Below are 26,550 nucleotides of genomic sequence, written 5' to 3'. Positions count from 1 at the left end.
CAGAGCACGAGGTCATCGCTGGGCGGTTCACCCCCTCAGCGAAGCAGAGCTCGCACCACCGACCCGCGGTCGGTTTCGGAATGTGAGGAGAAGATGCCGATCACGTACCGAGTGGCGAGTCCGAATGGGAGTACCTTGCTGTAACTGTCTCTGAGCAAAATCGCGCAGGTTGACAGCGGGTCGGGAATTGGAGCCCTATCGGGGTCGGCAACATATTCTATTGCTGAACGACTTGCTTCCACGATCAACTGTGCGCGTTCCCCCTGGGCAGCAGCTATGTGGAGAGTGAGGGTGAGGAGCCGAGCAGCAGCGTCTGAGGCCACAGCGTCGTCCTGGCTGGCGAGCACCGTACCCTGTGTCGCGCAGTAGAGCCATGAGGGGATTACTTCTGGGTTCCCTGTGCGAGCCTGAGTAAGAATCTTGCCGAAGATGGTGGCTGTGTGCGCCATGCTGGTCCAGGCAGCGGGGTGGCTAAATACTGCAGCCACGCAGCGAGGTGCCCATCGGTCGTCTTCTGCCAGCTCAATCAGGCGCTGCTCCACCATTGGGAACATGCCGATTCCACGTCGAATCAGAGCCCGAACAATTTCCTCGTATTGCTCAGAGGTAATGACTCGCTGATCGGCGAGATAATTCAGTATCGCAGGAGTTGATGTGGAATCCACATCGAACTGTCGCGCAATCGCGCGCAGCGACGGGTCATCGCTCCAAAGAGTCGTGTTTCTTGCCTTGGCGAGGTCAACAGTGGAGACCCATGCTCCCAACGCCGCGGATTCACCCGTATCAACCATATGGACCACAGGGCGGGGATACCTTGCGAGCGTATCGACTGCTTCAAGAAGTGTTTGTGCGTCACGTGCCAAGCGGCCTGCCTCATCATCCGAGATGGATGCGAATTGTCTGGCTCTGGCCCTTTCGTTGTAGAACATCGTATCTGTGCTCCGAAGAGCAAGAGTCTCGCAAGCGACCAACGCATCGCGTTTCACTTCGTCCGTGGTCAACACTCTCGCGAAGCGCTGAGTAATGGCTTCGCGCACCACTTGTGGTAGGACAACGAATGATGCGAGAGCGCTGCTGTCAACGACCAGATCACGGTCGGCTGCTGCTGAAGCTGCTCTAGCGCACGCGGCTATTTCCTGCGGGTCTGGATGCCGGGCAGGAAGAACGCCCACACCCCTTCTGAGGATGACCTCCGCGAGGCTGCGTCGCGATGCCCCCGCGAAGAAGGGCAGCGGCACCGCTCCCAAGAGCAGGCCATAGACCATTCGACGGCGTTCGAGCAGCGCCTCATCGCTGGGCCGGACCATATCGGTCAGCTCTTCCGCGAGTGCCTCGAGGTCAGCGGTCTGCTTGCGCGCGATGAAGCGACTTTCTGGCCATCGGTCGAAGAAGAGCGACATCTGGGCCTGAGTTTGTGCGATCTGGACTTCCGAGCGTTCCTCTGCTCGGGGGCTCGGCATGATGAGATTGGTCAGCACGAACGCACTGAACCGCTCGGAGTCGCCGAACCTGCGAAGCAGTCGCAGGCAACCTGCTGTCGTCTCCTCGGGGTCACCGAAACGGCGATTGAGATGCACCCACAACTCGCCCTCGGAGGTGCTGGATGGATCGAGGGGCTGAGGCGCATCGCGGAAGGCGTTCCACGCGTCATGTAGGTAGCCCCGCTGAACGAGCAGACGAACTAGGGCCCAGCGTGTTTCTACGTGATCGGGCTCGATGTTCAGGGTTGCCTGGAGCAGTTCGGAAGCGCGTTCGAGACTTTGATCGTTGTAGGCAAGTTCAGCTGCTAGACGTAGCGCATCTCGCCGGTCGCTCCAGTCGCCGGGAGCGGTGGCCAGCAGGGTGTTCAGATGCTGTGTCGCCTCATCTGTACGTCCAGCGCGCGCCAAGATCTCGGCGGCATTGAGCTTGAACGAAGGCTCGCGAAAGTCTTCCGCGGCGTCCATCAATGTGCGGACCTGTTGATCTATATCGCCAGTGGCCTCGTATGCCTTGGCTAAGGCGAACGCGGCCCCTGCTGAGACGCGCCGTCGTGTTCGAAGACGACTGATCGCGGCGGCGGTGTCGCCGGTTGTCAGTTCGTGTAGAGCACGGATTTCGATCGCGGCTTCCGGCTGGCGAGTGGCGAATTCGTCAATCCTCGGGAGATCGGTTGATCCTGAGCGGGCCAACCCGACCAGGGCCTGCGATAGCTGTTCGTCATCATCGGCCAAGATGACCGCCTGCCTCCAGTGGGGCTGCGCGCCATCCCCTCTCGCCTGGGCTAGGAGGGCGTCGAGGCGGGCTCGGGTCGGAGCATGAGCGACGTGGCTGATGCAGTCTTCCGCGAGCTCCAGGTTGCCAAGTTGTGTCGCCGAAATGGCTATGTATTCGCGGATCCTCGGTGAAGCGGCTTCATCATCGGTCGCACCGTCGATGCCCACCGTACCTATCGCAATGGCTGAGTTGAGGTCGGCGTTGAAAGTGGCCGCCTGACAGGCAAGCTCGGCTGGCTCGACGCTGTCGCCTCGGTATGTTCGGCGGTTGTTACGCGCGCGTAGCGCGAGATCCTTGGCTTCCCGTAGATCCGCGTCGGAGTTCGTCGACTCGCTGCGCCGCACTCGGAGAAGCAGCCAACGTGCGCATGCGACGGCCAAGCCCGTGAACCACTCCTCTCGAAGAACGGAGCGAAGCAGCTGAATGCCTTCGTCGAGTACCGCGCGGTTGATGATGGCGGTGCCATTCGGCGCGGACAAAATGCGCAGCTGTAGCCCTACCTTCTGTCCTCGATCGACTGGATCTTGAGGACGCCATGAACCCAACTGGCGTGACGCGGAATAGGTGTCGCCCTTGAAGAACGCGTCGACGGCGCGCGAGTAGCCGTCTATGGCTGCGTCGGAAGTCCGTAGCTCGGCCAGTGTGGTGGCAGCGTCGGCAGGGCGTTCTGCCTCGTCATAGAGAACGGCCGCCCGCGCGAGCCAGTAGCCCCTTCTATCGGCCTCCCCGGCTGCTGCGTTACGGAAGAGATCTGCGGCAAGAATCCGTCCTCCATAGCCAACGGCTAAGTCCGCAGCCGCGACCTGCACCTGCCAGGGAGCATCGAGCAACCAGGCAGGCATCGTGCTCTCCCACGCGCGCACTACCTCCGCTGGAGGAGTATCAATGCTCGTCAAGGCCGTCACAAGGCGCCAGGTAAGCCTTGGCTCATCCCGCCAGGCTTGCCGAAGGCGCGGAGCCGAGACCGGGGGGAGATTCGCCAGTCGATCGTCGAATTCTTGTTGGTCTGGCACCTGTTGTGTGCCCGTCTCCACCAAGAGGAAGCTGGAACTGAGATCCCGTCGGAGCATGGGGATGGTGACCCGGGCAGACTTCGTCGCATACCCAGCCGAGAGACCGACCAAGTGGTGCCACAGGTCATTCGCTTCAGGGGCGCTAGCGACGCGCATCATCAGATTTCCGACGATGTGCATGCGATCGATCGGATCGTCGCCCTCAAGGCGCAACTCGATGATGCGAAGCGCCTTCAGCAGGCGCCACGTGAGCTCGTCTGTCGTAGGCAACCCGCCTTGAGCGGCAGCAGCCGCCACGACGTCATCCACGAGGGCGAGCCGCCTTCGAACCTTGCCCGTAACAGCCTTCGGCACCTTTACCGCATCGCGGAAAGCCAGATCATCGGGCTGGCGCCGGGCGAACTCCGCAAGCTCCTTGACCTCTTGGCATGCGGGGTGAGGACCAGCGACGGCGAGAGCCAGCCTCCACAGATCAGCATCGAACTCTGTCCGGTGCTCCTCGAGCATCCGCAGGTAGTCCACCATGAGAGTGACAAATGATGCGCTACTCGGCCCAATGACCGGGTTGCGCCGCACTCCCATGAACATCTTCCGCACACCGATCGCGCACTGCCCCGTGACGACAAGGTCGTCGACGGTCGAGGCAGCCGCTTGCTGAAAGTGCACCTCGATGGGGGTTACGTCGCTGCCGAGCCCCGGAACGGGCATCTGGAGGAGCAGCCAGGCCAAGAGAGCGCCGCCGTAGGCGTGCTCCAAGACCGTACCGCCACCGCCTGTGGAGTAGGCGCTCGCGTGACCCTTGGCGCTACCTGTAGAAGTCAGAGGTCATCACCGTCTCACTGAGAGCTGCAGTCATCCCGAGCCGCCGCGATGTCCAAGGATCGATGCTCCAACGGGTGGCCAGTCTCCCACGAGGGCAGCGGAGCAGCCACCAACCCGATCAACAGTGAAGCCCCTGGTGTGGAAGTGCGCGAGGCCTCGTGTGCATGTAGACCCACTGCACGAGGGGCACGCACAGATTCGAAGAATCTCGCCCTGGCCACGCGACTCTTCCGCCCTGTGGTGGGCAGCAGGCTACGCCGTTCGCCCGACAGATCTAGATGTGATCACCCTCATTACCTCCTTGGCGGACACACTCCGCCTCCCCTGACCTCCCAAAACGCTGTGACCTCCGTATCTTCGCGGACATAGGGGTTCACATTCCGTGAGGTGGGAGGTCGGGCGTGACGCCGTTTGCCTTTTGGGGGCGGGTCTCTACTGAGGACCGGCAGGATCCGGCGGCGTCGCGCGCGTGGCAGGTGCGGCGCGCCAGGATGCTCATTGAGCCGCGTGACGGCGAGATCGTGTCCGAGTTCTTCGACGTGGATAAGTCGCGCTCCATTCCGCCTCAGCGTCGCCCAGAGGCCAGTGCGCTGTTGGCCCAGTTAAGGCGCCCAGACCGGGGCTTTGAAGCCGTGGTGGTGGGTGAACCCCAACGAGCTTTCTACGGCAACCAGTTCGGCAACACCTTCGAACTGTTCAATCACTACGGCGTGCCCCTGTGGGTGCCGGAGGTTGGGGGTCCGATCGACCCCACCAACGAGGCCCACGAGCTGATCATGCTCATGTTCGGCGGCGTCAGTAAAGGCGAGCGCAACCGGATCAAGGTCCGAGTCCGGACAGCGATGGCGGCCATGGCCGAGATCGAAGGCCGCTACCTCGGTGGACGTCCGCCGTACGGGTACGCGCTGATCGACCTCGGCCCGCACCCCAACCCGGCCAAGGCGGCTGACGGCAAGCGACTCCGAGGGCTGGACGTGGATCCCTACGCCGCCCTCGTGGTTCAGCGGATCTTCCAGGAGTTCCTAGAGGGCAAGGGTCTGTTCGCCATTTCTGAGGGACTGACCCGCGACGGCATCCCGTGCCCCTCAGCTCACGATCCCAAGCGCAACCGGCACCGCTCAGGCATCGCCTGGTCCAAGAGCGCCATCCGGGCCATTCTGACCAACCCCCGCTACACCGGCCGCCAGGTATGGAACCGCCAGCGCAAGGACGAGGTGCTGATCAACGTCGAGGACGTCACGCTCGGCCACACGACGAAGATGCGCTGGAATGACAACGACAAGTGGATCTTCTCTGAGCACATCGTTCATCCACAGGTTGTGGACGACCAGACCTTCCGCGACGTGCAAGACATCCTGGCAGGCCGTGGCTCCACCACCGAGCACAAGGAACACCGCACCCAACACCCCTACGCCTTCAAGGGCCGGATGATCTGCGGTATCTGCGAGCGGAAGATGCAGAGCCAATGGGTCAACAACGCCCCCTACTACCGCTGCACTTTCCCCCGCGAGTACGCGATCGGCAACAAGCTCGACCACCCCCGCAACGTCTACCTGCGCGAAGACGCCATCCTCCCCAGGGTCGACCGCTGGCTGTGCAAGGTGTTCGCGCCGCACCGACTCGCCCAGACCATCGACGAGATCTACGCCGACCAAGTCGACGCCACCCATGACGCCGCGACCGAGATCGCCCGCACCAAGCTCGCCCAGGTCGAATCCAAGATGACCCGCTACCGAGCCGCCATCGAAGCGGGTGGCGACCTCGAAGAGATCAGCAAGTGGATCACCGAGACCAAGACCGAACGACTCAGGCTCCAAGCCGAGCTCCGCACCACCACAAGGAGAACGAAGATGACCAGAGAAGAGATCACCGCCGCGATCACCGAGATCGGCGACATGGCCAGAGCCGTCGGCAGCGCGCCGACCGACCTCAAGGCACCGATCTACCAGCGCCTCGGCCTCAGCCTGACCTACCTGCCCCGCAAAGCAAAAGTGAGGGCCGAGGTGATCCTCAACCCTCACATAGTGAAAGAGTGCGTGTCCGAGGGGGGACTTGAACCCCCATGCCCCGCAAAGGGCACTAGCACCTCAAGCTAGCGCGTCTGCCTATTCCGCCACCCGGACTTGGTGCCTGCACGCGAGACCGTCATCCCGCGTCGGCGATGCCAAGGTTAGCAAACTCTGAGCACTGCGTCATACCGTGATTCCACGCCACCACATCTGAAGGAGCATCCATGGCCGAACAAGAGGTCGTAGACCTGTGCCGTGACCTGATCCGCATTGACTCCACCAACGCCGGTGACAACGCCGGCCCCGGTGAGCGCGAAGTCGCCGAGTACGTGGCGGGCAAGCTCGAAGAGGTAGGCCTCCAAGCCACCATCCTGGAAAGCGATGACAAACGCGCGAATGTCATTGCCCGGATCGAAGGGGAGGACCCGAGCAGGCCCGCGCTGCTGCTTCACGGGCATCTCGACGTGGTCCCGTTCGACGCCAGTGACTGGAAGCACCACCCCCTCGAGGGCGAGGTCGCCGACGGGTGCGTCTGGGGGCGCGGCGCGGTGGACATGAAGGACATGGACGCGATGATCCTCGCCGTCGCGCGCCAGCGCCTCAGGGAGAACCGCAAACCGCAGCGGGACGTCGTCCTCATGTTCACCGCCGACGAGGAGGCGGGCGGCGCCTATGGGGCGAACTTCCTGGTCGACAAGCATCCCGAGCTGTTCGAGGGCGTCACCGAGGCGATCGGCGAGGTGGGCGGGTTCAGCGTGTCGCTGAACGACCAGCGCTACTACCTCATCGAGGCCGCCGAGAAGGGCATGGCCTGGATGAAGCTCACCGCGCAGGGCCGCGCGGGACACGGGTCCATGATCAATCTGGAGAACGCCGTCACGGACCTGGCGGAGGCCGTCGCCAGGATCGGTCGTCACGAGTGGCCTGTACGGCTGACGCCGACCGTGCGCAGGCTTCTCCAGGAGCTGAACCTCCACGAGGAGGACCCGGAAGAGGCCGTCAAGAAACTGGGGCCCCTGGCGCGGATGATCGGGGCGGTTCTCCGTAACACGGCCAACCCGACCATGTTCGACGCCGGATACAAGGCGAACGTCATCCCGACGAGCGCCGAGGCGGTCGTCGACGGGCGGTTCCTGCCTGGCTACGAGGAGGAGTTCTTCGCCACCATCGACGAGCTCCTCGGCCCGAACGTGCGCAGGGAGTTCGTCCAGCACCAGGTGGCGCTGGAGACCGGCTTCGACGGCCCCCTGGTGCGCGCCATGACCGACGCGCTCCTCGACGAGGACCCCGAGGGCAAGGTCGTGCCGTACACCCTGTCCGGAGGGACGGATCTCAAGGCGTTCAGCAGGCTCGGTATCACGGGGTACGGCTTCGCGCCGCTGCGCCTCCCGGCGGACCTGGACTTTTCCGGGATGTTTCATGGGGTGGACGAGCGGGTGCCGGTCGATTCGCTGCAGTTTGGGGTACGGGTCCTTGACCGCTTCCTAGGTCTCTGCTGAAAACCTCTTGCAGCAACGCTGGGTGCTGTTATGGTTACGGACCGTTGAGGGGTGAGTCCACGGACCGGCCTCACATGTGAGGTCGGTTCTGGAGCTCGGGAGGTCACGTGGCACGCACGCCGGTGCAGCACCAAGGGGCATCGCCCCTGGTCGCGCCCTGCGTGCCCGTGTCCCAGGCAGCGATTTCCGATCGGGCTGGCCGGATGGCGCGGTTCGCGGCCGGCGCCCGTCGGGTCATCGCACGAGCACTCACGGTAGGCGGCCTGATGGCCGCCGGTTGGCTGCTCGCCATGCTCTTCAGCGCCGCTCCGGCGGCCGCGGACACCACCGCGGCGCCAGCAACAACAGCGGCACAGACCGGGTCCGTCACGGACGATTTCCCCCCGGTCGGCACACCCGCTTCGGCGATGGACAACGCCGAGGCGATGGCCGGGCTCAATGTCGACGGGCTGACCAGCCAGTCGAAGCCTGGCCTTCCCGCACCTTCCACCGACGGAAAGATGGCGGGCACCAACGGTTTGGTGCCCACCGGCGGTGGCAGCGGCCCGTCAGGGCCTGGCAACGGGGATGCCGCGAGGTCCGTCTTCGACCCGCGGCTCGAAGCTCAGTGCGCCCCCCTGGCGTGCCTGCTTCCCCCCGTCGTCCGCACAGCGGCGGACGACCCTTCCTTCTCACCTGACTGATCACGACGCTCGCTGAGCGAGGCTCAGCAAGAGCAGGTTGTACGCCGGAGCGTGGGCTTGAGCCCCTCCGGTGGATGAAGGCAACGGCAGCGCGGGGCTGGAAGCCCTCCTGCGACGACCTTTCCCAGTCAGTCCATCTGGTTCGCGAAATCCCTGAGGGCTCCGCTGTGCGGTGAGTCCGTCGACCCCGCTTGCCCTCGGCATGCCCGCGAACCGTCAGGTATCCCCCCAAGAACCACTAGGAGCATTCATCATGCGTACGTGGGCGAAGGCATCGGCCCCCGCGGCTCTACTCGCGGCAGCGGTCATGTCTTTCGGCAGCGGCACCGCTGTCGCCGACACCTCCGGTAACTCCTCCGTTGGTGGCGGCAACCAGGTCAATCTCCCGGTCTCTCTGCCCATCGACATCAGCGGCAACGCCGTCGGGGTTGCCGGCGAGTCCTCGGCGACGTCGCAGGGCGGCGCTTCGGTCGAGAACACCGCCAAGGGCGGCATCCCAGGCAAGACATCGGGCAACGGAAGCGTGCTCGGCGGCAACCAGGTCAACGCGCCGATCAGCGCGCCGGTCAACGCCTGTGGCAACGCGATCTCGCTGTTCGGCAGCTCGGACGCGGGCTGCAAGGGCGGCGCCACCGTCAAGAACTCCGGCAAGGGCGGAGCGGGCGGCAACAAGACCAACGGCGACCACAGCCTCCTCGGCGGCAACCAGGTCACCGCGCCGATCAGCGCTCCGATCAACGCCTGCGGCAACGCGCTCGCCATCTTCGGTGACGCGACCGCCGGCTGCAAGGGCGGCTCGTCCGTCAAGAACACCGGCGTCGGCGCCGGCGGCAACACCACCTCAGGCAAGAACTCCGCGCTCGGCGGCAACCAGGTCATCGCGCCCATCAGCGGCCCGATCAACATCTGCGGCAACGCGATCGCGGTCTTCGGCGAGGCCTTCGCCGGCTGCAAGGGCGGCTCGTCCGTGACCAACGGCGGTGGCGGCGGCAAGACCCCTCCGGGGCACGGCTACCAGAGCGGGCACGGCTCGCAGGGCGGCTCCAGCGGCAACGACACTGACGGCCGCTTCGGCGCCGGCAGCGGCAACCAGGTGATCGCGCCGATCAGCCTGCCGATCACCGCCTGCGGCAACGCCGTCGGCAACGCCCCCGCCGGGTGCAAGGGCGGAAGCAGCGTCGAGAACACCAAGTCCGGCACGGGCGCCGGTGGCAACACCACGTCCGGCCAGTCGGGCGTCCTGTCCGGCAACCAGGTGGTCGCGCCGATCACCGCTCCCGTCAACGTCTGCGGCAACGCCGTGGCACTCGCCGGTGAGGCCTTCGCCGGCTGCAAGGGCGGCGTCTCGGTCAAGAACGGCGGCAAGGGCGCCGGCGGCAACACCACCTCCGGCAAGTCGGGCGTCGCCTCGGGCAACCAGGTCGTCGCCCCGATCACCGCTCCGATCAACGCCTGCGGCAACGCCGTGGCGGCGCTGGGGCTGTCCGAGGCCCACTGCAAGGGCGGCGCGACCGTCAACCCGCAGGACGGCGTCGGCGGCGGCGGCAACACCACGTCCGGCAAGTCGGGCGTGCTGGCAGGCAACCAGGTGGTCGCTCCGATCACCGCTCCGATCAACGTCTGCGGCAACGCGGTGGCCGTCCTGGGTGACGCTGCCGCCGGGTGCCTCGGCGGTTCGCGCGTCGGCAAGCCGGTCGAGGAAGAGGGTGACGGCTACGACCACTGGAGCCGTCCCGGCAAGTCCTACAAGAGCAGCGGCCTGCTGCCCGCCCTGCCCGTCGTCCCGGCCCTGAGCGCCGTCAAGGACGCCGGCAACATCACCCAGCAGATGCGCGGCGCCGGGCTGCCCGCCCTGCCCGTCGTGGGCGACCTGCCCAGCTCGCTCGGCCTGCCCGCGCTCCCCGCCCTGCCCGGTCTGCCCGGCGCCCCCACGGTGCCCACGGCCGGTAAGGCCCAGCCCAAGAGCGGTGGCAGCCCGCTGTCCGCCCTCGGCCCGGCCACCTCGCTGGTCGCCTCCACCCCGGTCGGCGGCGCTGTCGGCTCCGCGGCCGGTGGCCTGCCCGTCGGCGGCCTCGGCCTGATGAGCGCCGCTCAGCCTGCCGGTGTCACCGGGATGAACTCCAGCTCGCTGCTGGCCCTGGTGCTGGGCGCGATGTTCGCCGCTTCCGCGACGCTCTTCGCGACCACCCGCCGGGTGCGGCTCGGCAAGAAGTAAAACCCCTCAGCTTCTGCTCACAGCCAGTGAGTAGTTAAAGAAGCTTTGCCCGTCTCGGGGGCGCGGCCCGGGGCGGGCAAAGCCATGATCGGCGCCAGGTGCGAGCGGAGCCGGTCACCGTACACCGGGCCGTGTCCACGAAAATGTGGGCGCGGCCACTGGCATGCGGTCACAAAGTTCGCCGTACACGTATGATCTTGCGACGTAGTCGTACATGACGGCTTCCATCGGAGTACTTCCGTACGCGGGCAAGTTCCCACTGGCCGTACTCTGCGTGTTCAGTCAGCAGTTGACGTGCGGCTTCGCGCGAGATGCCACGCGGGATGTAGACATCCATGTAGGAGTAGTCCAGCACAACGATTAGTCTCCAGAGTGAGTCAGGCTCGGTGGGGCCTATTCTGCGTGTTTGTGGGTGGACCCGAAAGCGAGTGGGTAGCCCCGGGGGAAGGAAAAACCGGCGATCCGGGTTACCTTTCAGGTCTGTGCCCGCTCCCGGCAGGGGGATTCAGCAAGCGAACAGCGAGGTAGGAAGCAGCGTGCCAGCTAACAACGGCAGCGCCGGCGGAACCCGCCTGGTGATCGTCGAGTCGCCGGCCAAGGCGAAGACGATCGCGGGGTACCTCGGTCGTGGCTACGTCGTCGAGTCCAGCATCGGCCACATCCGTGACCTTCCGGAGAAGGCCGACGACATCCCCGAGAAGTACAAGGGGGAGTCCTGGGCGCGCCTCGGTGTCAACGTTGAGCACGAGTTCGAGCCGCTGTACGTCGTCAACCACGACAAGAAGGCTCAGGTCAACAAGCTCAAGCAGCTGCTGAAGGACGCCGACGAGCTCTACCTCGCCACTGACGAGGACCGCGAGGGCGAGGCCATCGCGTGGCACCTGCGCGAGGTGCTCAAGCCGAAGGTGCCCGTCCACCGCATGGTCTTCCACGAGATCACGCCGCAGGCGATCCAGGACGCGGTCTCCAACCCGCGCGACCTGAACCTGCGCCTCGTCGACGCGCAGGAGACCAGGCGCATCCTCGACCGCCTCTACGGCTACGAGGTCAGCCCGGTCCTGTGGAAGAAGGTCAAGCCTCGCCTGTCCGCCGGGCGCGTGCAGTCGGTCGCGACGCGGCTGGTGGTCGAGCGCGAGCGGGAGCGCCTGGCGTTCACCGCCGCCCACTACTGGGACCTTTCCGCGCTGTTCGACTCCAACAAGCCCGAGGAGACGCCGCGCGAGTTCGCCGCGACGCTCACCACGGTCGACGGCAAGCGCGTGGCCCAGGGCCGCGACTTCGCCAGCACGGGCAACCTGAAGAACGCCGACGTGCTGCACCTCAACGAGGCGGCCGCGGGCGAGCTGGCCGGCAGGCTGCAGAGCTCGACGTTCGCGGTGAAGTCCGTCGAGCGCAAGCCGTACACCAGGAAGCCCTACGCGCCGTTCAGGACGACCACCCTGCAGCAGGAGGCCAGCCGCAAGCTGGGCTTCTCGGCGAAATACACCATGCAGGTGGCCCAGCGGCTCTACGAGAACGGCTTCATCACCTACATGCGTACCGACAGCATCACGCTGTCGGAGACCGCCGTCGCGGCCGCCAGGTCGCAGGCGATCAAGTTGTACGGCGCGGCCTACGTGCCCGACAAGCCCCGCGTCTACGCCAGCAAGGTGAAGAACGCGCAGGAGGCGCACGAGGCGATCCGCCCGTCCGGCGAGGAGTTCCGTACGCCGGGGGAGACCGGACTGTTGGGCGACATGTTCCGCCTGTACGAGCTGATCTGGCAGCGCACGGTGTCCTCGCAGATGAAGGACGCCGTGGGCGAGTCCGTCACGGTGAAGGTCGCCGGTGCGTCCACGGCCGGGGAGAACGTCGAGTTCACCGCCTCCGGCCGGACGATCACCTTCCACGGCTTCCTCAAGGCCTACGTCGAGGGCGCCGACGACCCGTCGACCGACCGCGACGACTCGGAGAAGCGGCTGCCGAACCTGGCCGAGGGCGACCCGCTCGGGCTGAGCAGGCTCGACGTGGCCGCGCACTCGACCAAGCCGCCGGCCAGATATACCGAAGCCTCGCTGGTCAAGGAGCTGGAAGACCGGGAGATCGGGCGTCCTTCGACGTACGCCTCGATCATCGGCACGATCCTCGACCGCGGCTACGTGTTCAAGAAGGGCACCGCGCTGGTGCCGTCGTTCCTGGCGTTCGCCGTGGTGAACCTGCTGGAGCAGCACTTCGGCAACCTGGTCGACTACGACTTCACGGCCGACATGGAGAAGGTCCTCGACGACATCGCCAACGACCGTGCCGAGCGCGTGCCCGAGCTGCAGCGCTTCTACTACGGCGAGTCCGGCGACGAGGGTCTGAAGGAGATGGTCACCGACCTCGGCGAGATCGACGCCAAGGAGATCAGCTCCTTCCCGATCAGGGACAGCGACATCATGATCAGGGTGGGGCGCTACGGCCCGTACCTCGACCGTGAGGGCGCCAGGGTCAACATCCCCGAGGACATGACGCCGGACGAGCTGACCGCCGAGAAGGCCGAGGAGCTGTTCTCGCGGCCGACCGGCGACCGGCCGCTGGGCAACGACCCGGTCTCCGGCAACGTGATCGTCGCCAAGGACGGGCGGTTCGGCCCGTATGTGACCGAGATCCTGCCCGAGCCTCCTGCAGAGGAGACGCCGAAGAAGCGCACCAAGAAGGCCGAGGCCGTCAAGCCGCGCACGTCGTCGCTGTTCAAGACGATGTCGCTGGACACGGTGACGCTCGAGGACGCGCTGAAGCTGCTGTCGCTGCCGCGCGTGGTGGGCGAGCTCGAGGGCGAGCAGGTGACGGCGCAGAACGGCAAGTTCGGTCCGTACATCAAGAAGGGCACCGACTCGCGGTCGCTGACCTCGGAAGAGGACCTGCTGACGGTCTCGATCGAGCAGGCCAAGGAGCTGTTCGCGCAGCCCAAGGCGCGTGGGCGCGGTCGCGGCGCTGCCGCTCCGCCGCTGCGCGAGCTCGGTGAGGACCCGGCGTCCAAGAAGCCGATCGTCGTCAAGGAGGGGCGTTTCGGCCCTTACGTGACGGACGGCGAGACGAACGCGTCGCTGCGCAAGGACGACTCGGTGGAGGAGATCACGACGGAGCGGGCGGCTGAGCTGCTGGCCGAGCGTCGTGAGCGGGCTCCTGCGCCCAAGCGGAAGGCTCCGGCCAAGAAGGCGCCCGCTGCGAAGAAGGCTCCGGCGAAGAAGCCGGCGGCCAAGTCCTGAGCGCGGAGTTGTCGGTCTGACCTCGTAGCATGGCGGCGTGATCCTGGGATTCGCCGCCACCGTCTTCGTCGTGGTCGCCGTGGTGCACTACTACCTGTGGCGGCGGCTCGTGCGCGGCACGACGCTGCCCGGGCGGGCGCGGCGGGTGCTGACGTGGGTGCTGGTGGGGCTGGGGCTGCTGGTCCCGGCCACGCTGGTGGGGTCGCGGCTGGGCGAGGGGCACTGGCTGGCTTGGCCGGGGTTCATGTGGCTGGCGATCATGTTCTACCTGGTCGTCTTCCTGGTGGTGCTGGAGATCCCGCGCGCGCTCGCACTCCTGGCGATCAGGCGGTCGGAACGCGCGCAGTCGGCGGACGCGACGGCGCTGGGCACGACGGCAGCGGACGTCGCGGCAGCGGCGGCGCCGACCGGTAGCCTCTCCGGGGTTTCCAGCGCCGCTGGGGCGGACCTTTCTCCGGGCATCGGCACGACGAGCGCTTCTCCGGGCACCGCTCCGACGGGGGTTTCGAGTGCCGGGTCGGTGGGGGCGGCTGTGTCGGCCGGTAGTCCTGCGGGCGTTTCCAGCGCCGGGTCGGCGGGGCGTGGGTCGGTGGAGCTCGGCGCGACGACAACGGCGGCCGACCAGGACAGGCAGCACCCCGACGTGAGCAGGCGGCTCTTTCTCGGGCGAGCCACAGCCCTGGCCGCAGGCGTCGCCGCGATCAGCACCGTGGGGTACGGCGTGCGCACCGCCCTGGGCGACCCCGTCATCGAGCGGGTAACCGTACCCATGCCAGCCCTCGACCCCAGACTGAACGGCCTGCGCTTCGCCGTGGTCAGCGACATCCACCTGGGCCCCATCACCGGCATCACCCACACCCAGCGCATAGTCCGCATGATCAACGAACTCGAAGCCGACGTGGTGACCATCGTCGGCGACCTGGTCGACGGCACCGTGAGAGAGCTCGGTCACCTCGCAAAACCCCTGAAAAGCCTCGAATCCAGCTACGGCTCCTACTTCGTGACCGGCAACCACGAGTACTACACCGCCAACGGCCCGGACGAATGGGTCCAGGAGCTCGACCAGCTGGGCGTCAGATCCCTGCGCAACGAACGCACCGAGATCACCCACAAGGGCGCCGTCCTCGACCTGGCCGGGGTGAACGACGTCAACGGCGACCCCGACTTCGACAAGGCCCTCGGCGGCCGAGACACCTCCAGACCCGTGGTGCTGATGGCCCACCAGCCCGTCCAGGTGAAACGCGCCGCAGAGTTCGGCGTGGACCTGCAGCTCTCCGGCCACACCCACGGCGGCCAGATGGTCCCCTTCAACCTCGTCGTACCCCTCCAGCAACCTGTCGTCTCAGGCCTGGCGACCGTCGACGACGTCCAGGTCTATGTCACGCGCGGGGCAGGGTTCTGGGGTCCGCCGGTGAGAGTCGGCGCGCCTCCCGAGATCACCATGCTGGAATTCAAGAGTGTGTAGCCCGCGCACCGCAGCCTGACGTAATACTGTCAGCCTGTCCGGATCGTCCGAGCGAGCACCTGGATACCCTGAAACTATGAGCCGCAGACCCGCACATGTGCTGGCGTACGCGCCCTTCCGCCGGTTGTGGACGGCCATGTCGGTGTGCAGCCTGGGCGACTGGCTGAACATCGTGGCTCTGACCGCCCTGGCGGGCAACCTGGTGCAGAGCGACTTCCGCACGCAGTCGCTGGCGATCGGCGGCGTCTTCGTCGCCAAGATGCTGCCTGCCGTACTCCTCGGACCGCTGGCGGGGGCGTTCGCCGACCGGTTCGACCGGCGGCTGACAATGGTCTTCGCCGACCTCGCCCGCTTCGCCGTGGTGCTGTCGATCCCGCTGGTGGACAGCTACCAGTGGGTGATCGTCGCGACGCTGCTCGTGGAGTGCGTGAACCTGTTCTGGGTGCCGGCCAAGGACGCGACGGTGCCCAACCTGGTGCCCAAGGAGCGGCTGGAGCAGGCCAACCAGCTCAACCTCCTGGTGACGTACGGCACGGCCCCCGTGGCCGCCGCGCTCTTCGCCGCACTGTCGGTGATCGGCGATCTGGCGCCGGGCGACTCGCGGCTGCTGTCCGGCACCGGGCTCGCGCTGATCATCAACGCGTGCGCCTACCTGGTCTCGGCCGGGCTCATCTTCACCCTGCGCGACATCCCGCGGCGCAGCGGCGCCGTCTCGGCGCCCTCGGTGATCAAGCAGATCGGCGAGGGCTGGCGGTTCGTGGGCGGCAACCGCCTGATCCGCGGCCTGATCATCGGCATGCTCGGCGCGTTCGCCGCGGGCGGAGCTGTGGTGGGCGTCGCGAAGGTCTACGTGGTCGCGCTCGGCGGCGGCGACGCGGCGTACGGCATCGTGTTCGGCGCGGTCTTCGTCGGCATGGCGCTCGGCATGTTCTTCGGCCTGCGGCTGCTGCGCGAGCTGTCGCGCCGGCGGCTGTTCGGCCTGGCGATCGTCGTGGCGGGCCTGGTGCTGGCCGCGATCGCGCTCATCCACAACCTCGTGATCGTGGTGATGCTGACCGTGCTGCTCGGCGCGTGCGCCGGCATCGCGTGGATCATCGGCTACACGCTCATCGGCCTCGAGGTGGAAGACTCGCTGCGCGGCCGTACCTTCTCCTTCCTGCAGTCGACGGCGCGCGTCACGCTGCTGCTGGTGGTCGCGGTGGCCAACCCGCTGGCCGCGCTGTTCGGCTCGCACCTGTTCCAGCTCGGCACGATCTCCTACACCTTCGACGGCGCCAACCTGGTGCTCCTGGTGGGCGGCGTGCTCGCCACGGTCGTCGGCGTGCTCGCGCTGCGCCACATGGACGACAGGAAGGGCGTCTCGCTCTCCGAGGACCTGATCGCCGCGCTGCGCGGCGAGCGCCCGGCGAGCGAGGCCGTCGAGGAGACGCCCGGCGTGTTCATCGCGTTCGAGGGCGGCGAGGGCTCCGGCAAGACCACCCAGTCGCGGTTGCTCGCCATCTGGCTGCGCGACCAGGGCTTCGACGTCGTCCAGACGCGCGAGCCCGGGTCGACCAAGGTCGGCATGCGGCTGCGCGCGATCCTGCTCGACGCCGCGGAGCGCGGCCTGTCGGCCCGCTCGGAGGCCCTGCTGTACGCAGCAGACCGGGCGGAACACGTCGAGAAGGTCATCAGGCCTGCCCTCTACCGGGGCGCGATCGTGGTCTCCGACCGCTACGTCGACTCCTCGCTCGCCTACCAGGGCGCGGGCCGGTCGCTCGACCCCGCCGACGTGTCCAAGGTCAACGCCTGGGCGACCGGCGGGCTGGTGCCGCACCTGACCGTGCTCATCGACACGCCGCCGTCGATCGGGCTGACGCGGCTGGGCGGCGCTGCCGACCGGATCGAGTCGGAGCCGCTGGAGTTCCACGAGGCGGTGCGCAAGGAGTTCCGCAGGCTGGCGGCTGCTGACCCCGACCGCTACCTGGTCGTGGACGGCACGCTGGCCTCGGAGGAGATCACCCGGCTGATCCAGGACCGGGCGCGCGAGATCCTGCCCGACCCGGTGCCGCAGGAGTCGGAGGACATCACGGGGACGATGCCCGCGATCCGCGACTAGCCTTGCCCTGTGACCGTTTTCGATGACCTCGTGGGCCAGGACCAGGCGACAGCCGTACTGTCACGTGCCGCTGTGGCGGCCGGCGAGGTCGTCAGGGGCGGTCGCGGCGCGGGCATGACGCACGCGTGGCTGTTCACCGGGCCGCCCGGTTCCGGGCGTGAGGAGGCGGCGCGGGCGTTCGCCGCAGCGATCCTGTGCCCTGACGCGGGGTGCGGTCACTGCGACCAGTGCCACCAGGTGATGATCGGCTCGCATCCCGATCTGGAGACCGTACGCCCCCAAGGTCTTTCCTACAGCGTCAAGCAGACCCGCGAGCTGATCCTGCGCGCTGCGGGCGCGCCGACGCAGGGGCGCTGGCGGGTGATCCTGTTCGAGGACGCCGACCGGGCCACGGAATCGGCCGCGAACGCCCTGCTCAAGGCGATCGAGGAGCCGTCGCCGCGCACCGTGTGGCTGCTCTGCGCACCGGCCGCCGACGACATGATCATCACGATCAAGTCGCGCTGCCGGGTGGTCACGCTGGTGACGCCGCCGACGTCCGCCGTCGCGCACACGCTCGCGACCAGGGACAACGTGCCGTGGGAGATGGCCCAGTTCGCCGCGCGCGCGGCCCAGGGGCACATGAGCCGGGCGCGCGCGCTGGCTCTCGACCCGGATGTACGGCAGCGCCGCGAGGCCGTGCTGGCGATCCCCAAGGCGCTGAGCGGGGTCGGCGAGTGCATCACGGCCGCCGAGCGCCTGGTGAAGACCGCCGAGGAGGAGGCCGCTTCGGCCACCGCCGCGCTCAACGAGAACGAGACCACCGAGCTGCGCAAGCTCTACGGCGAGGGGTCGACGGGCAAGGGGCTGAACAGGGGCCTGGTGCGTGGCGGCGCGGGGGCGCTGAAGGAGCTGGAGGACCGGCAGAAGTCGCGGGCGACGCGCATCAAGCGCGACTCGCTGGACGCGGCGCTGCTGGAGCTCGTCGTGTTCTACCGGGACGTGCTGGCGATGCAGTTCGGCGCCTCGGTGGAGCTGGCCAACGACGACCATCGTTTCGAGCTTGATCAGCTGGCTCGCGGGTCCTCGCCTGAGGACACGCTGCGGCGGATCGACGCGATCATGTTGTGCCGGGAACGGCTCGACGCCAATGTCAACCCCCAGATCGCTGTGGAGGCCATGACACTGTCGCTTAGGGTGGGTGGATAGGACCCCGGCTGGAGGCGAGCACGAGCCCATGGGAATGATCATGGCTGTGAGCTTCACCCGATATGGGCGGCTCTACTACCTGGATCCCGGCGGGCACACCCCGAAGGTGGGTGACAAGGTGCTCGTGCCCACCGACGCGGGGCCCGAGGTGGCGGAGTGCGTGTGGGCGCCGCAGTACACCAGCGAGGACATCGACGGCCTGCCCGTCTGCGCCGGGATCGCCGGCGAGGAGGAGCTGGGCCGCGACGAGACCAACAAGAAGCGCAGGGCCGAGGCGCGCAGCGTGTCGAAGCGGCTCATCAAGCGGCACACGCTGCCGATGAAGGTGGTCGGGGTCGACTACCTGGACGCGGACAACGTCTACACCGTCTACTTCTCGGCGCCGCACCGCGTCGACTTCCGGGCGCTGGTGCGCGATCTGGCGCGTAACCTGCGGGCCAGGGTGGAGTTGCGGCAGATCGGGCCGCGCGACGAGGCGCGGCTGCAGGGCGGCATCGGGCCGTGCGGGCGCGACCTGTGTTGCGCGACGTTCCTGAAGGACTTCGAGCCCGTCTCGGTGCGGATGGCCAAGGACCAGGACCTTCCGGTCAACCCGTTGCGTATCGCGGGGGCGTGCGGGCGGCTGATGTGCTGCCTCAAGTACGAGCACCCGCTTTACCAGGAGTTCCGGGCGTCCGCTCCTCGGGTGGGGGCGGCGGTCGAGACGCCGCAGGGGGACGGCACGGTCGTGGGGCACAACGTGCCGTCCGACTCGGTGGTGGTGCGGCTCAACGACGGTGGGCGGCGGTGCGCGTGCTCCAAAGCCAGCGTGTGCGGGCCGCGTAAGGCATATGACTCTACGTATGGGGAGCCTGTTTAGGGTTGCGCTGGTCGCGGTGCTGCTGGTTTCTGGGTGCGCCGCGCCGGACTTCGCGTGGCGTTCGTGTGGTGACGGCTTCGAGTGCGCGCGACTGGTTGTTCCGCTCGACCATACGCAACCGTACGGCCCGCAGATCTCGCTCAGCGTCATCCGGCTGCCCGCCTCGGGGGAACGCATCGGGACACTCATCGTGAACCCCGGCGGTCCTGGAGTGTCCGGCATCGATTACGCGCGAGCCGCCCTGAGCTCCTTTTCCGGAAATCTCAGGGATCGCTTCGACATAGTCGGATATGACCCCCGCGGGGTGGGGGCGTCGTCGCCCGTGAGATGCCTCCCTCCCTCCTCCCTCGACGCCTTCCTGGCCATGGACGCGACGCCGGACACCCCCGCCGAGGTCTCCTCCCTGCGCCGCGCCGCCTCGGGCTTCGCCGCGGGCTGCCAGAAGCTGTCCGGACGGCTGCTGCCGCACCTGAGCACCCTCGACGGCGCTCGCGACCTGGACCTGCTGCGGGAGGCGCTGGGGGAGCCGCGCCTGACCTTCCTCGGCAAGTCGTACGGCACGCTGCTCGGCGCCCTGTACGCGGACCTGTTTCCGGGAAGGGTGCGAGCGCTGGTCCTGGACGGCGCCCTGGACCCGGCGTTGGACCGCGAGCGTCTGAACCTGGAGCAGGCTCAGGGCTTCGCAGCCGCCCTCGCGGCTTGTTGCCCCTCGGGGGTGTCCGACCTGCTCCGCCGTACTGACAGGAGCCCTCTGGAGGGCGGCGGCGCCCGCCCCGTGACAGAATCCCTGGCCACTCTGGGCACCCTGACCCCCCTTTACGACAGAACCACCTGGCCCCAACTGACCCAGGCCCTGGACCAGGCAGCCCACGGAGACGGCTCGTTGCTGCTGCGCAACGCCGACAACCTCGTAGGCCGCCAGGAGGACGGCACCTACACGAACCAGACCGAAGCCAACATGGCCGTGAACTGCATAGACGGCCCATACCCCAACACCATCCCAGCAGCCCCAGGCCCATTCGCGTCGTTCTTCCTGTGGAGCGCCCTCCCCTGCACCTACTGGCCAGCCAAACCCGCATTGACCCCCCGCCGGGTGCAGGCCCACGGCGCTCCGCCGATCCTCGTCGTGGGCACCACCCGCGACCCGGCCACCCCCTACGCGTGGTCCCGCGCACTGGCCTCTGAACTGGACTCAGGCGTGTTGCTGACGTACGAGGGCGACGGACATACGGCCTATTTCAACGGATCCACCTGCGTGGACGATGCGGTGGACACGTACCTCATCACCACCCGCCCACCGACGCCGGGAACGGTCTGTCCCGACATCAACTGATCAGGAGGAGCGAGAACCCGTCGGACTCCTGTAGACTTTCTCATGCTGTACGGCACGCCGCCTTAGCTCAGTCGGCCAGAGCACTTCACTCGTAATGAAGGGGTCTCGGGTTCGAATCCCGAAGGCGGCTCAGCAGGTAGAAGGCCCCTCGCGATGATCGCGGGGGGCCTTTTCTGATCTTGTACAGCTACGAAATACAGCTACCGCGTCAACCGGCTGTTCAGACGCTTCAACGCCTTGCGGGTTTCCGGTGATGGAACCTGGGTGTAGACGTTCATGGTCACGGAGATCTGTGAGTGGCGGAGGATGCGCATCGCGACCCGCGGGTGCACGTCGAGGGCAGCCAGGAGCGAGGCGCAGGTGTGGCGGGTGTCGTGGACGCGGATGAGCGGGACGCCCGCCTTGCGGCAGTGCATGGCGAACGAGCGGTTGAAGTTGCGCGGTTCGATCGGGGTGCCGTGCTTGGTGGTGAAGGCGAGGTCGCTCTCCTGCCACTGCTTCCCGGCCTCTTTGCAGGCAGCGGCCTGAATCTCCTGGCGGTCCTGCAGCGCCGCTATGCAGAGCCCGAGGAGGGGGAGCACAGCCGTTGAGCCTTCGGTCTTGGTGTTGTCGCGGTGGAGCAGGCGACCACCGACGCGGGTGAGCTGGTGGTCGATGGTCAGCTCCTCGCCGTCGAAGTCGATGCTGCTCCACACGAGCCCGAGCACCTCGCCACGGCGCAGGCCGAGGAGGAGCACCAGGACGTAGGCGGCGAACAGGGGGTCGTCCACACTGCGGAGGTATTCGAGGAAGCGGCGAGCTTCGTCGACGCTCCACGTGGTGTGCTGGCGAGGCTTCTTCGTCACCTTGCTCGGGTTGGGCAGGACAGTGAGGCTGGCGACGTTCTTCGTGATGAGCTCTTCGCGGATGGCGTTGCTGAGGGCGGAGCGAAGGATGCGCCGGATGCTGGCGATGGTGCCGCGTGATGGCGTGTCCTGGCAGCAGGCGTCCTTTGCGCAGCACTTCTGCTTGTTGGCTGGCCGGTTGTGGTCCTTCTTCTGGTCGCAGCAGGTGCAGAGCTTGGTGAGGGTGTTGAGCCAGGTCTGGACGTCGCGGACGGTGAGCTTGTCGAGCCGCTTCTTGCCGATGCCGGGGATCAGGTAGAGCCGTGACAACGTCTCGTACGTGGCGTAGGTGGTGGGTTCGAGGTTGGGCTCGATCATCTCCCTGAGCCAGCGCTTGAGGAACGCCGCCACGGCTTCGTGCTTGGTCGGCACGGGTCCCTTGGAGGCTTGGTCGTGGAGCTTGAGCCACTTCTCGTGGGTCTCCTCGCGGGTCTTGCCGTAGGCCCACTTACGCTTCTGGTCGCCGTCGGGGGTGGTGACCCACACGTAGCCCGCCCAGCCGTTCTTGTACGGGAAGACGGAGCCTTCCTTGTTGGCACGGGTGCGTGGCTTGCGGGGGCGCTTCTCGGGCTCTTCTGGCGTTGCGAGGGCGGTCTTGGCGGGCATCAGGCGGCCCCTTCGCAGAGTCGGGTCACGTAGGTGTGCATGGCGGAGACGGGGATGCGGCGGCAGCGGCGGGAGACCAGGACGGAGCCGAGTTCGCCGGAGCGCAGGAGGTTGTAGAGGGTCCAGCGGCTGATCTTGAGCTTGGCCATCGCCTCCGGGACGGTGAGCATGTCGTCGTCGCTCATCTGGCGCCTACCGAGGCGGCGAGGAGCTTCTCTCCGGCGGTGAGGCCCTGGCCGACGTAGTGCCAATGGCCGGTCGCGTAGCTGCCTTCTGGGGCGTTGCTGACGTGGTCCTGGCGCTCCCGGCGGAGCGTCCCGAGGTCGGTGGAGAAGTGGCGCGATCGGGTGGAGAAGTGGCCGCCGAAGCCGAGCATGTGCGCCCAGTGGATGAGGTTGAGGTGCGCCAGGTCGTCGAGGGCGCCGAGGCTGAAACAGGCGGCGATCAGGCGGCGGGCGTGGTCGTGGATGGGCAGCGTGGTCAGGTCCGTGAGAGGGCTCAGGCGCTGGTCGAGGATGCCGACGCATTCGGTGGCTTTGGTGGCGTACTTGGCGACGTAGGCGGCGACGGCTTGTTCGGTGAGGTCGCCGTGCAGGGTGATGGGGCGGATGTCGAGTTGGGTGCCCCAGCGCAGGGTTCTTGCGGGCTGCTCCTCGTATCCGGGGATGGTGGCCGAGACGACCTTTGCGGCGTGCCGTACGGCGTGGGCCAGGGCCTCAGCCGTTGCCCAGGGCGGCGGAGACGTCGAGGGACCGTCTGGGCCGTCGAGGCGGGTGACGGCGTGGAAGTGCACGACGCCGCGCTTCTGGTATTCGGCGACCTTGGCGAAGGACAGGGTCGCGTGGTGACGCAGTTCCGTGAGGGTGAGTCCGCCGCATTTGGCGAGCTGGCGGCGGGTCGCGTCGGTGAGGCGCTTCCACAGCAGGGGGCAGACGGCATTGAACAGGACGGTGCCCGCGAAGTCATAGCAGCCAGGGCAGAGCGGCTCACCGAGACGGGTGTCGTCGCGTTGGTGCCTGGCTGTGCAAGCCATCGTGGAGCCGTGCGTACAGACCGTTGGGTTACGGCGGGGATGGCATCGGTGCGGTTCGCGGCGAGTGTGGACGAGGCCGAAGCTGGGCGCGGTGAGGGTGACGAACAGGCACGGGTGTGTGCTGACGGATGTCGGGACGCCTTTGCCGCCGATTAGGCCCGCGCGGATGAGGTGGAAGGTGTCGGTGCGGTAGGTCTCGGCGCACGATGGGCAGCGGGAGGCGCGGCGGGTCTTGCAGGGGATGCGGAGGATGCCGTTCGGTTCGGTGCGGGTGGTGTAGCGGCTCAGGATGGCGCCGGTTGTGGTGTCGTGGTGGGTGAGGTGGCCGCGTAGGTGGATGGGGTTGCGGCAGGCGTTCGTATGGCGGATCTGGGTGGCCCAGCGGTCGTAGTCGGGGGTGTTGAGTCGGGTGATTGCCTCCTGGATTGCGTGCGCGTTGATGGGGTTGGCGGGCATGATGAAGGTCTCCTTTCACTCGTTGCGGGTGAGGGGATGGCCTCCGACCTGGCGTGTGTCTTGGCGGATGTACGGCCAGGCCGGGGGCGCTACTGCTAGGCGCCGTGGTTGTCGATTCCGGTGCCAGTGCAGTCTTTGCAGGTGTTGTTGTCTGCGTCGATTCCGGTGCCGTTGCAGGTGCAGCAGCGGTGGTGTGGGGTCACGGTTGGATGCAGCCGTGGTAGGTCATTTCGGCGTGGTGCCGGGCGACTGCATCGGTGGGAATGGCGACGGCCGCGTATTCGACGAGGCCGAAGTTGACAGTGGTCCGGTAGTGCTCGCGCGGGGCTTTGTTGGGCTCGACCTGGGTGCCGAGCAGCGCGGCGATGCGGTCGATCTCGGCGAAGGACTCGGCATCGGTGCTCTGCCATGGGAAGTAGTTGAGGACGATGCCGCTGGTGCCGATGGGCACGTCGGGGTTGGCTTCCAGGAAGGCGGCGAGGTCGAGCAGGCCGTTGATCATCTCGTTTCGGTGGTCGGTGTGGGTCATGGTGGGCTCCTTTCTGTCAGGCGGTCCGGAGGGTGCGGAGCAGGTCGGAGGCGAGTTGGTTGGAGACACCCATGCGGGCGCGTAGGGCGTCTCGGGTGATGGGTTTGCCGTGTCGGGTGTGGTGTTCGTCAGCGACTCGGCGGGCGTAGTCGACGAGCTCCGGGGACGGTCCTGGGGTCTCGTCCTGGCTGTCCTGGTCGTCCTGAGGTTCTGGGACGAGCGGCACCGCGGGCTCTGCGGGGAGGACGGGCGTGTGTGCCGGGGATTCCTCGGGGCTGGGGCGAGGGGCGGTTGCTCGGCGTTCGAGCATGGAGACGGCGGTGAGGAAGGCGCCGGCGGGGGTTGCGGCGGTGATCCAGCCCCAGGGGGTTGGGGTGGCTTGTTGGAGGTTGGCAGCCAGCGACAGGACGATTCCGCCGGTGAGGACGAGCGTCGGCCAGGAGGCCAGGCCTCGCCGTACTCGCTGGGTGTGCTTGTCGCGGTGGCGTTCGCGGGCGGCCATGACGCAGGTGAGGTCGATGCAGACGGCGACGGCCCAGGACATCCAGCCGGTTTGGCCATGGTCGGTGGCGGTGTCGCGGATATGGGTGAACGATCCAGCGCCCGCGATCGCGGCCAGGACGACGATGGGGCCGGTGTCCAGGAGCCAGGTGGTTAGGCGTCGCATCGTTGCACCCTCCTTTCAGGCGTTGATCGGGGTCGGGATGGGGGCGGTGAGTTCGTCCCAGGACGGGGCGAGGTGGGCGTGGCGGTGGGCCGCGTGCTCCGCGATGCGCTCAGCGACGAGGTAGGAGCGGGCTCGGTACCACTGGCCGTCCTGGGAGGCGACGATCGCGACGCCGGGGGTCTCGGCGGGGATGGCGCGGGCTGCGTCCAGGGCGGCGGGGTCGAGGTCGCCGAGGGTCATGGTGGCGGTCTCGGGATCGTTGACGCGGTGGCAGATGCGGCCGGAGCACTGCGACCTGAGAGCGGTTACGCCAGGGCCGAGGTCGGCGCCGATGCGTTGGCCGCAGCAGAACAGGTAGATGCCGAAGGCTCTGCCGAGCTGGGCGACTCGGAGGAGGGCCGTTGAGGTGGTGGCGATGGCTTCCTTCTCGGATTTGTCGGCCATCAGGTAGAGCTCGGCGAGTTCGTCGACCAGGACGACGATGGGGACGGGGCGGACGGCTGGGGATAGCTGCCAGATGTTGCGGGCGCCAGCCGTACGGCACAGCCCCATGCGATCGATCATGACGCCGATCAGGTCGGTGAGGAGCTCGGTGGACTCTGAGCGGGAGGTGGCCAGCGCCGACAGACGCGGGGCGTAAGGGGTGAACTCCACTCCGCCCTTGAGGTCGAAGCCGACCAGGGCGACCGGTTGCGGGGCGAGGCCGACGATCAGAGCGTTCGCGAGGTTGGATTTGCCGGATTGGGTGGCTCCTGCGTTGACCCAGTGCGGGATCGTGCGGAAGTCGATCACCCACGGCTGGCCGGTCTCCAGGCGCCCGACCGTGACTTTGAGGAGTTCGGTGGCGGCGGGGACGTGGTCGAGGTGGACGAGGGGATCTTTGAGGGTGACGTTCAGGACGACGCGGCCGGGGCGGGGTGAGGAGACGCGGACCGCGTGGACGCCCCAGGAGTGGGCAAGGGCGTCCGCGGCTTCGGAGTAGTCGGTAGGGGTCTGTCCTTCCAAGGTGTGGAGGGTGACGCGCCAGCCGTACTGGGTGGGTAACGGGAGCCAGATGAACGGCTTGGTGTCGACGGACACCCGCTGGAAACGGCGCTTGACCTTGACGATGCCGGTCGAGGCGATCGCGCCGGGAACGGTGGTGAACCACCAGCTTTGGCGCTTCTTGGTAAGTCCGCAGCCGAGGGCGATGCGGCGCCAAGAGCAGCGGATGCTCACGGCGGTGATCGGGTAGCCGATCACGAGCCAGAAGGTACGGGGGAAGAGGAGGTGCCACGCCAGCAGCCCCATGGCGAGGGCGAACAGGGCTGCGAGCGTGGGCATCAGGTCGCTAGACACGGTCGCTCCCGTTGAGGGGGACGATCTCGGCGGCCTTGTAGCTGATTCCCCAGCGGGTTGCGCCGTTCTGGGCGATCTCCCAGACGTAGCCGAGCAGGCCGCGTGGGATGACGTCCTGGCCCTGGCTGATCGCGGGGTCGGTGAGGGTGTTGACCTTGACCAGTTCGATGCGGCCGAAGGTGTCTTCTGCCATGAGCACGGTTTCGTAGATCGTGTTGCCGTCCTTGTCGGTCTTGATGACGCCGCTTTCCTGGCTGACCAGGCGTGGGCGGGGAGCCTTGGCGCAGGTGAAGGTCAGGCGGGCGGTGTCGACGGGGATCGGGATGGTTCTCACTGAGGGCTACCTCCTATCCGTCATAGCCAACAT

18 protein-coding genes, 2 tRNA genes and 1 pseudogene are annotated in these 26,550 nt (G+C 67.2%); 11 read left to right on the top strand and 10 right to left on the bottom strand.

The window, feature by feature from the left end; genetic code table 11:
- Positions 1-35: 35 nt before the first annotated feature.
- Entirely contained in the window at positions 36-4,025 is a 3,990-nt protein-coding gene (locus ACIBG8_RS28855; RefSeq protein WP_397346071.1) for a hypothetical protein, read from the bottom strand.
- A gap of 467 nt (positions 4,026-4,492) precedes the next feature.
- Here ACIBG8_RS28855 and ACIBG8_RS28850 point away from each other — a divergent pair.
- A pseudogene (locus tag ACIBG8_RS28850) lies at positions 4,493-5,602 on the top strand (recombinase family protein); the annotation flags it as partial.
- 526 nt (positions 5,603-6,128) lie between these two features.
- On the opposite strand, the gene ACIBG8_RS28845 reads toward ACIBG8_RS28850, so the two are convergent.
- A tRNA-Leu gene (locus tag ACIBG8_RS28845) sits at positions 6,129-6,214 on the bottom strand.
- A gap of 110 nt (positions 6,215-6,324) precedes the next feature.
- Here ACIBG8_RS28845 and ACIBG8_RS28840 point away from each other — a divergent pair.
- The 3 genes from ACIBG8_RS28840 to ACIBG8_RS28830 all read left to right on the top strand — a co-directional run bounded on the left by ACIBG8_RS28840 (position 6,325) and on the right by ACIBG8_RS28830 (position 10,497).
- Entirely contained in the window at positions 6,325-7,599 is a 1,275-nt protein-coding gene (locus ACIBG8_RS28840; protein ID WP_397346070.1) for a M20/M25/M40 family metallo-hydrolase, read from the top strand.
- Positions 7,600-7,802: 203 nt separating this feature from the next.
- Complete coding sequence (locus tag ACIBG8_RS28835) at positions 7,803-8,282, top strand: hypothetical protein (RefSeq protein ID WP_397346069.1); 480 nt, start codon at positions 7,803-7,805, stop codon at positions 8,280-8,282.
- A gap of 307 nt (positions 8,283-8,589) precedes the next feature.
- Positions 8,590-10,497: a chaplin family protein gene (locus ACIBG8_RS28830; protein WP_397346068.1), complete on the top strand. Its 1,908-nt coding sequence runs from the start codon at positions 8,590-8,592 to the stop codon at positions 10,495-10,497.
- Between the two features lie 169 nt (positions 10,498-10,666).
- On the opposite strand, the gene ACIBG8_RS28825 is transcribed toward ACIBG8_RS28830, so the two are convergent.
- A complete protein-coding gene (locus tag ACIBG8_RS28825) occupies positions 10,667-10,834 on the bottom strand; it encodes a DUF5703 family protein (RefSeq protein WP_397346205.1) in 168 nt (55 codons plus the stop codon).
- A 199-nt stretch (positions 10,835-11,033) separates the two neighbouring features.
- Here ACIBG8_RS28825 and topA point away from each other — a divergent pair, with 199 nt between their 5' ends.
- The 7 genes from topA to ACIBG8_RS28790 all read left to right on the top strand — a co-directional run bounded on the left by topA (position 11,034) and on the right by ACIBG8_RS28790 (position 20,800).
- Complete coding sequence (topA, locus tag ACIBG8_RS28820) at positions 11,034-13,727, top strand: type I DNA topoisomerase (RefSeq protein ID WP_397346067.1); 2,694 nt, start codon at positions 11,034-11,036, stop codon at positions 13,725-13,727.
- Between the two features lie 37 nt (positions 13,728-13,764).
- Positions 13,765-15,192: a metallophosphoesterase gene (locus tag ACIBG8_RS28815; protein ID WP_397346066.1), complete on the top strand. Its 1,428-nt coding sequence runs from the start codon at positions 13,765-13,767 to the stop codon at positions 15,190-15,192.
- A gap of 76 nt (positions 15,193-15,268) precedes the next feature.
- The gene (tmk, locus tag ACIBG8_RS28810; protein WP_397346065.1) at positions 15,269-17,290 is read left to right on the top strand and encodes a dTMP kinase; all 2,022 of its coding nucleotides are present in this window, start codon (positions 15,269-15,271) and stop codon (positions 17,288-17,290) included.
- A 9-nt stretch (positions 17,291-17,299) separates the two neighbouring features.
- Complete coding sequence (locus ACIBG8_RS28805) at positions 17,300-18,478, top strand: DNA polymerase III subunit delta' (RefSeq protein WP_397346064.1); 1,179 nt, start codon at positions 17,300-17,302, stop codon at positions 18,476-18,478.
- A gap of 40 nt (positions 18,479-18,518) precedes the next feature.
- Positions 18,519-19,337: a stage 0 sporulation family protein gene (locus ACIBG8_RS28800; RefSeq protein ID WP_397346063.1), complete on the top strand. Its 819-nt coding sequence runs from the start codon at positions 18,519-18,521 to the stop codon at positions 19,335-19,337.
- Entirely contained in the window at positions 19,321-20,670 is a 1,350-nt protein-coding gene (locus tag ACIBG8_RS28795) for an alpha/beta hydrolase (protein ID WP_397346062.1), read from the top strand. Before ACIBG8_RS28800 ends, ACIBG8_RS28795 begins: the two co-directional genes overlap by 17 nt.
- A 56-nt stretch (positions 20,671-20,726) precedes the next feature.
- A tRNA-Thr gene (locus ACIBG8_RS28790) sits at positions 20,727-20,800 on the top strand.
- A gap of 70 nt (positions 20,801-20,870) precedes the next feature.
- On the opposite strand, the gene xerC is transcribed toward ACIBG8_RS28790, so the two are convergent.
- The 7 genes from xerC to ACIBG8_RS28755 form a co-directional block, all read right to left on the bottom strand.
- Complete coding sequence (xerC, locus tag ACIBG8_RS28785) at positions 20,871-22,160, bottom strand: tyrosine recombinase XerC (RefSeq protein WP_397346061.1); 1,290 nt, start codon at positions 22,158-22,160, stop codon at positions 20,871-20,873.
- Complete coding sequence (locus ACIBG8_RS28780; protein WP_397346060.1) at positions 22,160-22,345, bottom strand: helix-turn-helix domain-containing protein; 186 nt, start codon at positions 22,343-22,345, stop codon at positions 22,160-22,162. The genes xerC and ACIBG8_RS28780 overlap by 1 nt, the downstream gene beginning before the upstream one ends.
- The gene (locus ACIBG8_RS28775) at positions 22,342-23,649 is read right to left on the bottom strand and encodes a replication initiator (protein WP_397346059.1); all 1,308 of its coding nucleotides are present in this window, start codon (positions 23,647-23,649) and stop codon (positions 22,342-22,344) included. The genes ACIBG8_RS28780 and ACIBG8_RS28775 overlap by 4 nt, the downstream gene beginning before the upstream one ends.
- Before the next feature lie 199 nt (positions 23,650-23,848).
- Positions 23,849-24,178, bottom strand: coding sequence for a hypothetical protein (locus ACIBG8_RS28770; RefSeq protein WP_397346058.1), 330 nt, complete (start codon positions 24,176-24,178; stop codon positions 23,849-23,851).
- Between the two features lie 16 nt (positions 24,179-24,194).
- Positions 24,195-24,845: a DUF2637 domain-containing protein gene (locus ACIBG8_RS28765; protein ID WP_397346057.1), complete on the bottom strand. Its 651-nt coding sequence runs from the start codon at positions 24,843-24,845 to the stop codon at positions 24,195-24,197.
- A gap of 15 nt (positions 24,846-24,860) precedes the next feature.
- Positions 24,861-26,183, bottom strand: a complete 1,323-nt coding sequence (locus tag ACIBG8_RS28760; protein ID WP_397346056.1) for an FtsK/SpoIIIE domain-containing protein — start codon at positions 26,181-26,183, stop codon at positions 24,861-24,863.
- Positions 26,176-26,517, bottom strand: a complete 342-nt coding sequence (locus ACIBG8_RS28755; RefSeq protein WP_397346055.1) for a hypothetical protein — start codon at positions 26,515-26,517, stop codon at positions 26,176-26,178. The genes ACIBG8_RS28760 and ACIBG8_RS28755 overlap by 8 nt, the downstream gene beginning before the upstream one ends.
- Between the last annotated feature and the right edge of the window lie 33 nt (positions 26,518-26,550).

This window comes from Nonomuraea sp. NPDC050556 (genome assembly GCF_044457355.1).
In the GTDB taxonomy this organism is placed as follows: domain Bacteria; phylum Actinomycetota; class Actinomycetes; order Streptosporangiales; family Streptosporangiaceae; genus Nonomuraea.
Note: the sequence above shows the minus strand (reverse complement) of the source record. Positions and strands in the feature narration are given on the sequence as shown.